This window comes from Mesorhizobium sp. M8A.F.Ca.ET.021.01.1.1, assembly GCF_003998025.1.
Classification (GTDB): domain Bacteria; phylum Pseudomonadota; class Alphaproteobacteria; order Rhizobiales; family Rhizobiaceae; genus Mesorhizobium.
In genome coordinates this window covers 1-6,914 of sequence record NZ_RZSJ01000315.1, presented here as the reverse complement: position 1 = coordinate 6,914, position 6,914 = coordinate 1, and the positions used below count along the sequence as shown (strand labels likewise).

Genomic DNA, 6,914 nt, shown 5'->3' with positions numbered 1-6,914 from the left:
GCGCTGGGCTGTTCGATTGGGCGGCCTTGCTGTCGCTGGGCTCGGCGGCGCTCTACGGCTTCTCGCAATTGATGGCCCGCAAGATCGGCGACACCGAATCGTCTACCGTCATGGCCTTCTACCAGAACGGCGCCTATCTCGTCGGCGCCGCCGTGGTCGCCGGCACGTTCCACCTCGCCGGCATAACCCACGCCGTCCATCCGAGCCTCGAATTCCTGGTGCGGCCGTGGATCTGGCCGTCACTGCCGGATTTCCTGAAAATGGCGGCGTGCGGGTTCGTCGCCTCGGCCGGCATGATCCTGCTCTCGCAAGGCTACCGGCTGGCACCGGCCAACCGCGTCGCCACCTTCGAATATACCGGCATCCTGTGGTCGCCGCTGTGGGGTTTCCTGTTCTTCGCCGAGGTACCACGCTCGACAACCGTGATCGGCGCGGCGCTCATCATCGGCGCCGGCCTGCTGGCGCTCAACACCGAGCGGCGGACCGCTCCGGCGCCGGCGCTTGTCGCCAGGGATCCAGCCTGATCAGGCGAAGCAGATCAGCGCCCGTTCGACGCGCGAACGGATCTCGGCCAGCGTGAAGGGCTTTTGCACGACATCGAGGATGATGCCGTTCAATTCCTCGGCGCGCTCGCGCTGGTCGGCATAGCCGGTCATCAGCATGATCTTCATCGCCGGGAAAAGCGCCGCGGCCGCAACCGCCATCTCGATGCCGTCCATCTCCGGCATGCGGATGTCGGAGACGACGAGATCGTAGCCGCCGTTTGCGGCGCGGATCAGCGAAAGCCCCTGCGCGCCATCGGCGGCGATATCGATTGCGTGGCCGGCGCGTTCGAGCGCGCGGGCTGCCAGGGTGCGGACGGACTCATCGTCCTCGACGATCAGAAGCTTTGCCATGGCCGGCATATTTGGCGGTGAAAAGTTGACTTTTCCTGAAGGCGGGACGGGTCAGCAAGTCTTTTTGGAGAGTGGCTCAAACGTCGCCTTTGACGACACCCACGAACGGCAATTCACGAAAGGCGTGCGCAACGTCCATGCCATAGCCGACGACGAAATAGTCGGGGCAGTCGAAGCCGACATAGTCGGCATTGAGCGCGGTCTGGCGGCGCATGCGCTTGTCGAGCAGCACGGCGATGGAACAGCTTTTCGCGCCACGCGACAGCATCAGGTCGCGGGTGAAGCTCAGCGTCTTGCCCGATTCCAGAATGTCGTCGATCAACAGCACGTCGCGGCCGGCAACCTCGTTGTCGATGTCGCGCAGCACCCTCACCTCGCCGCTGCTGGTGCCGGCGCCATAGCTGGAGATGAAGATGAACTCGACTTCCGGCGACAGGCCGACATCGTGCATGGCCCGGATCAGGTCGGCGGCGAAGATGAACGAGCCTTTCAGCACCGAAATCACCAAGAGATCGTGATAGTCGTGCCCGGCGATCTCCTTGGCGAGTTCGAGATTGCGCCGCGCGATCGCCGATGCCGAAAACAGGACTTCGATGTCCTTGCCGCGTACGATGGGCATTGATGGTCTTCCCCGGTGTCGCCTACTTGGCGAAAGTAACCAAAACGGTTCTTACGCCGTTCTTAGGCACGTCGAGCCGGCTGGCAAAGCCGAATCTTTCGCCCGACGCCAGCGAATGGCCGGATGTCCCCAACGTATAGCGGGTCGTGCGCCCGTCATTGCCCGTCACCCGGATTTCGAGCGGCGGCAGGGTCGCGGGGCTTGTTCCGTCATTGGCGGCCTCCCCATCGACGAACAGCACCGGATTGGCGCCCGAGACGTCGACGCGTGAGGTGACGCCTGAAATGGTCAGCGCCGACGCTTGCGCGCCGGCCAGGAACGGCGCCTGGCGCACCAGCGCGTGGCCACCGGAAACCCAGAACGCGGCAAGGGCTGCGCCGATGCCGGCGATCCAGAAAATCGGACCGCCGCGCGAGGCCGGCCGCTGCTCCGCCGGCGCTTCCGGCTTGCGCAGCATGTCCATGCCCTCGATGGGCGGGGTGACAATCAGGCGCGGCAGCGGCGAAACGTTTTCGACCGGTGAAACGGGCCGCGACACCACAACATAGTCCGCATCGACGATATCTGCCGCCGGACCGCGCACGATCCGGTCCGCCATGGCAATTGCCGGCGGTTCGGTCATGATTTCGCCGGAAACCGGGCGCGCGGTTCGTTCCTCAGCCATCATGGCCCCAGCATTGCGGCACGTTCGCTTTTCGTTTCTTTTGCGTAAACACAAATGGTTAACGCTTCCCCACCGGAGCCCTCTTGAAGAGCCGAAACAAGCCAGGAATTAACCGCCGGTTAACCATGCCGGCCGATGGTCTTTTCACAGAACAGGCTGGCTCGCCGCGGCCAGGAACCTCAGGTCGTCGAAATTGATTCGCTTCGAAAATGTCGGCCTCCGCTATGGCATGGGTCCGGAAATCCTCCGCGACATCTCCCTGCATATACCGGAGCGCTCCTTCCAATTCCTGAGCGGGCCTTCGGGCGCCGGCAAGACGACGTTGCTGCGCCTTTTGTTCATGTCGCTGAAGCCGACGCGTGGGCTGATCACCATCTTCGGCAAGGACCGCTCCCGCATCTCACGCACCGAGCTGCCGCACCTGCGCCGGCGCATCGGCGTGGTGTTCCAGGATTTTCGCCTGCTCGACCACATGACCACTTACGAAAACGTCGCTTTGCCATTGCGCGTGCGCGGGCGCGAGGAGGCGAGCTACCGCACCGACGTCACCGAGCTCTTGAAATGGGTGGGGCTCGGCGAGCGCATGCATGTGCTGCCGCCGGTCCTGTCAGGCGGCGAGAAGCAGCGCGCCGCGATCGCGCGCGCCCTGATCGAACAGCCGGAAATCCTGCTCGCCGACGAGCCGACCGGCAATGTCGATCCGCCGCTGGCGCGGCGCCTGCTGCGGCTGTTCATCGAGCTCAATCGCCTCGGCACCGCGGTGGTGATCGCTACCCACGATCTCGGCTTGATGGAACAGGTCGACGCGCGCCGCATGATCCTGGCCGGCGGAAGGCTGGATATCTATGACTGATCTGTCCGCCGAGCATTTCGAAGAGCAGGACGCCGAGGCAGCCGTCGCAAGACCGCGCGCCCAGCGCAAGATGGCGCCGATCGTGCCGGCGCAGAACATTGCCGGCCGCGCCTTGGTGCTGGTCATCGCCATCATGACCTTCCTGTCCTGCCTGACCTTCGGCGCGGTGACGCTGGTGCGCGATACGGCCTCGGTATGGGAAAACCAGATTTCGCGCGAGGCGACCATCCAGATCAAACCGGCCGAGGGCCTCGACATGGAGGCAGCGCTTACCCAGGCTTCGCAGATCGCCAGCGAATTCCCCGGCGTGAAGTCGACCCGGATCATCGACCGCGAAGCGACCGCCAGGCTGCTGGAGCCCTGGCTAGGTTCGGGCCTCAATATCGACGACCTGCCGGTGCCGCGCCTGATCATCGTCACCATCGACGAGAACAGCCCGCCAGACTTCGCCGCCATGCGCGCCGCGATCGCGCCGAAACTGCCGAGCGCATCGCTCGACGACCACCGCACCTGGGTCGACCGGCTGGTAGCCATGGCCCGCACCACGGTGACCATCGGCATCGCCGTTCTGGCCCTGATGCTGTCGGCAACCGTGCTGACGGTGGTCTTTGCCACCCGCGGGGCCATGGCCGGCAACGGCCACATCATCGAGGTGCTGCATTTCGTCGGCGCCGAAGCGCAGTTCATCGCGCGCGAATTCCGCCGGCATTTCCTGGTCACAGGCATGAAGGGCGCGGCTGCCGGCGGAGCGGCGGCGGTGCTCGTCTTCATCGTTTTCTCCTGGTGGTCGTCGCGCAACATGGCAACACCACAGGCCGATCAGGCAACCGCTTTGTTCGGCAACTTCGCCATCGGCTCGGCGGGTTACCTGGGTGTCGTCCTGATGGTGCTGGTGATTGGCGCGCTGACGGCGGCGACCTCACACGCCACCGTCGTCGCCTATCTCAGCGACATCGACGTTCGCCAACCCGACGCATGAAAGGAGTTCGTCTTGGCGTGGATGGAACGAGCGCGATCACGGATGGAGAATTTGCGTAACGCAAAGTGCGTCTTTTACCTACCAAACGCCGCATTTCGGGATTAACCATATGGCTATGGACGTGCGGGATTCGACCGGAACGGCTGGACAGCTGCCAGTGGTGGTTGCCCGTTGGCGCGGCCATGGCAGGGTTAGCCGTTTAAGGACCGCCCTGCGTCTCTCCGCTCTCTCGCTGCTTATGCTCGCAATGGTGTTCGCTGGCGGCTTCGGCTGGTTTGCCAGCAAGGTCAGTCACCTGACCACGCCCGCCAACCCAGCCAAGGCCGATGCCATCATCGTGTTGACCGGCGGCCAATCGCGGCTCGACGCCGCGATGGAACTGCTCGCGTCCGGTAAGGGCGAGCGGCTCTTGATCAGCGGCGTCCATCCCTCGGCCAGCCGTCGCCAGCTTCAGGCGGCGACCGGCGGCGACAAGAAACTGTTTTCCTGCTGCGTCGACATCGATCGGGCCGCGCTCGACACGATCGGCAATGCCGAGGAGAGCGCCAAATGGGTGGAAAACCATGCCTATGGCACGGTCATCCTGGTCACCAACAACTATCACATGCCACGCAGCCTGCTGGAGATGGGACGGCTGTTGCATGGCGCCAAGCTTGAGCCCTATCCGGTGGTCAATTCCAATCTCGACAATGGCGGCTGGCTGACCAAGCCGCGGGCGTTGCGGGTGCTGTTCACCGAATACACCAAATATCTGCTGGCGCTGGCACGTGGTATTATCCCGGTGAAGCCGACGCCCGAAGGCATCGCGCTGGCCGAAACCGCCGCCGGCGGCTGAGCCCGCGTCATTCCTTGGCGCCAGCCCCTGAAACGCCCTTGAGGCGCGCGATCTCCTGTTCAAGGTTCTGGATGCGCCGGTCGCGCTCGGCAAGCGCCGCCGCCACATCAGCCGCCTCGAAGCGCTGCGGTATATGTTGCGGGCAATTGGCGTCCCACGCCGAGACGGTGAACAGGATGACCTGCTCGGGACGCGCCTTGTAGTCCGGCGGCATCAGCCTCGCTGTCAACTCGGCATCGTCTTCGACAATGCGTGCCGTACCCCAGATCTTGATGCGCTGGCGCATCATGTAGTCGATCAGGAACAGGAAGGCCCTCGGATTGTCGGCCAGATTGCCCTGCGTGATGAACTGCTTATTGCCCAGAAAATCCGCGAAGCCGATCGTCTTCTCCTCGAGCGCCTTGAGAAAGCCGGCAGGGCCGCCGCGGTGTTGGATATAGGGCTGGCCATCGCCATTGGCAGTCGACAGGAAGACGCTGGTCTGCATTCTGATGAAAGCGGCAAGGTCCGGTGTGATCGCCGATTGCCAGCCGCCGCGCTCCTCGACGCGGGCATAGGACTGGCGCGAACCCTTGCGCGCCTGGATCGCCTTGACTGTTGGCGTGAAGGCGACATCGCTCGTAAAAGCGTGTGCGTTCATCGAGACCTCCTTGCATGTTTCTAGAGCCCGAGCTCCGACAGCGTCGGGTGGTCGTCCGGCCGCCGGCCGAGCGGCCAGTGATATTTGCGCTCGGCCTCGGCAATCGGCAGGTCGTTGATGCTGGCGATGCGCAGGCGCATCAGCCCGTGCTCATCGAATTCCCAGTTCTCGTTGCCATAACTGCGGAACCATGAACCGTTGTCGTCGTGCCATTCATAGGCGAAGCGCACGGCGATGCGGTTGCCGTGGAAGGCCCACACCTCCTTGATCAGCCGGTAGTCGAGTTCGCGGCTCCATTTGCGGGTCAGGAAGGCCTGGATAGCATCGCGCCCTTGCAGGAATTCGGCGCGGTTGCGCCAGCGGCTGTCCGCCGTATAGGCAAGCGCCACCCGCGCCGGGTCGCGCGAGTTCCAGGCATCCTCCGCCATGTGCGCCTTCTGGGCTGACGTCTCGGCGGTGAAGGGTGGAAGCGGCGGGCGGCTCTCAGACATGGGATTCCTCTGCGGCATGAAGGGTGGGGACCGACGGGCACCGCCACTCCTATCCGGATTCAGGCAGCATCTCGGGCGCAAACAACCGGAAAATCAATGTCGGTCTGGGCAACCTCATTGATATAGTTGGTCCAGACGTTCAGGGCGACATGCTGGACGATCTCGATGATCTCCCCATCGTCATAGCCTGCGAGCCTGACAGCGGCGAGATCCTCCTGGCCGACCTGTCCTCGGCTTTGCGCAACGCTGGCGGCAAAACGCACCGCCGCAGCTGCCTTGGGGTCCGAGGAGCCGCCGTGGCGGTTGGCGATCATCTCGGCATCGTCGAGCCTGGCGAGCGTCTTGCCGAGATAGCTGTGCGCGGACAGACAATAGTTGCAGCCATTGATCTCGGCGATCGCCAGCGCGATGCGCTCGCGCGTCGGCGCCGCAAGCCGGCCCTTGGCCAAAGCTCCCATCATGCCGAGATAACCTTCCAGCGCGGCCGGACTGTTGGCGACCATCCGAAACAGGTTCGGCACGACACCGAGCTGTTTTTCCACGGCCTGCAGCATCGGCTGCGCGGCGGCGGGAGCGGTTGCGATCGACGAAGGCGTGGCAATGCGGGGCATGAAGATTTCCTTGTTGAGATGCCTCGCTTATATGCAGCCTTCCATGTTGCGGATGTAGATGCCATATTTGCAATCAACCCTTCCATTTTCTGGAAGAAATGATGGATCGTCTTGAAGCCATGTCCCTTTTCGTCGCGGCGGCGGAAGGCGGCAGCCTTTCCGCCGCCGCGCGCCGTTCGGACGTTCCGCTAGCAACGGTCAGCCGCAAGGTCTCCGAGCTGGAGCGGCACCTGAAGACACGGCTGTTGAACCGCTCGACGCGGCGGCTCACACTGACCGATGCGGGCCATGCCTATCTCGCGGCCTGCCGCCGCATTTTGGACGAG

General features: G+C 63.8%; 11 protein-coding genes. 5 read left to right on the top strand and 6 right to left on the bottom strand.

Annotated features, from left to right (window positions below; genetic code table 11):
* A partial coding sequence (locus tag EOA36_RS22175) for a DMT family transporter (RefSeq protein ID WP_145969255.1) occupies nucleotides 1-524 on the top strand: 524 nt, incomplete at its 5' end.
* Here the strand turns inward: EOA36_RS22175 and EOA36_RS22170 are convergent.
* From EOA36_RS22170 to EOA36_RS22160, 3 genes are all read right to left on the bottom strand, one after another.
* Nucleotides 525-896: a response regulator gene (locus EOA36_RS22170; RefSeq protein WP_167531492.1), complete on the bottom strand. Its 372-nt coding sequence runs from the start codon at nucleotides 894-896 to the stop codon at nucleotides 525-527.
* A gap of 76 nt (nucleotides 897-972) precedes the next feature.
* Nucleotides 973-1,515 (bottom strand): hypoxanthine phosphoribosyltransferase, encoded by a 543-nt coding sequence (hpt, locus tag EOA36_RS22165; RefSeq protein ID WP_127279434.1) that lies wholly within the window; start codon nucleotides 1,513-1,515, stop codon nucleotides 973-975.
* Between the two features lie 22 nt (nucleotides 1,516-1,537).
* Nucleotides 1,538-2,182, bottom strand: a complete 645-nt coding sequence (locus EOA36_RS22160) for a hypothetical protein (RefSeq protein ID WP_127279433.1) — start codon at nucleotides 2,180-2,182, stop codon at nucleotides 1,538-1,540.
* Nucleotides 2,183-2,372: 190 nt separating this feature from the next.
* Here EOA36_RS22160 and ftsE point away from each other — a divergent pair, with 190 nt between their 5' ends.
* The 3 genes from ftsE (at nucleotide 2,373) to EOA36_RS22145 (ending at nucleotide 4,846) form a co-directional block, all read left to right on the top strand.
* The gene (ftsE, locus tag EOA36_RS22155; protein WP_010911739.1) at nucleotides 2,373-3,032 is read left to right on the top strand and encodes a cell division ATP-binding protein FtsE; all 660 of its coding nucleotides are present in this window, start codon (nucleotides 2,373-2,375) and stop codon (nucleotides 3,030-3,032) included.
* The gene (locus tag EOA36_RS22150) at nucleotides 3,025-4,011 is read left to right on the top strand and encodes an ABC transporter permease (protein WP_127279432.1); all 987 of its coding nucleotides are present in this window, start codon (nucleotides 3,025-3,027) and stop codon (nucleotides 4,009-4,011) included. Before ftsE ends, EOA36_RS22150 begins: the two co-directional genes overlap by 8 nt.
* 109 nt (nucleotides 4,012-4,120) lie before the next feature.
* Nucleotides 4,121-4,846, top strand: coding sequence for a YdcF family protein (locus EOA36_RS22145; RefSeq protein ID WP_127279431.1), 726 nt, complete (start codon nucleotides 4,121-4,123; stop codon nucleotides 4,844-4,846).
* Between the two features lie 7 nt (nucleotides 4,847-4,853).
* Here EOA36_RS22145 and EOA36_RS22140 read toward each other — a convergent pair whose 3' ends face one another.
* Genes EOA36_RS22140 through EOA36_RS22130 form a run of 3 tightly spaced genes read right to left on the bottom strand, consistent with a single transcriptional unit; the run spans nucleotide 4,854 to nucleotide 6,588 of the window.
* Nucleotides 4,854-5,486, bottom strand: a complete 633-nt coding sequence (locus EOA36_RS22140) for a pyridoxamine 5'-phosphate oxidase family protein (RefSeq protein WP_127279430.1) — start codon at nucleotides 5,484-5,486, stop codon at nucleotides 4,854-4,856.
* A gap of 20 nt (nucleotides 5,487-5,506) precedes the next feature.
* Nucleotides 5,507-5,977 carry a DUF1348 family protein gene (locus EOA36_RS22135; protein WP_127279429.1) on the bottom strand — a complete coding sequence of 157 codons (471 nt, stop codon included), beginning with the start codon at nucleotides 5,975-5,977 and terminating at the stop codon, nucleotides 5,507-5,509.
* Between the two features lie 59 nt (nucleotides 5,978-6,036).
* Nucleotides 6,037-6,588 carry a peroxidase-related enzyme gene (locus tag EOA36_RS22130; protein ID WP_127279428.1) on the bottom strand — a complete coding sequence of 184 codons (552 nt, stop codon included), beginning with the start codon at nucleotides 6,586-6,588 and terminating at the stop codon, nucleotides 6,037-6,039.
* Between the two features lie 101 nt (nucleotides 6,589-6,689).
* Between EOA36_RS22130 and EOA36_RS22125 the strand changes: the two genes are divergently transcribed.
* Nucleotides 6,690-6,914, top strand: a 225-nt coding sequence (locus EOA36_RS22125; RefSeq protein WP_127279427.1) for a LysR family transcriptional regulator, incomplete at its 3' end; no start/stop codon positions are given.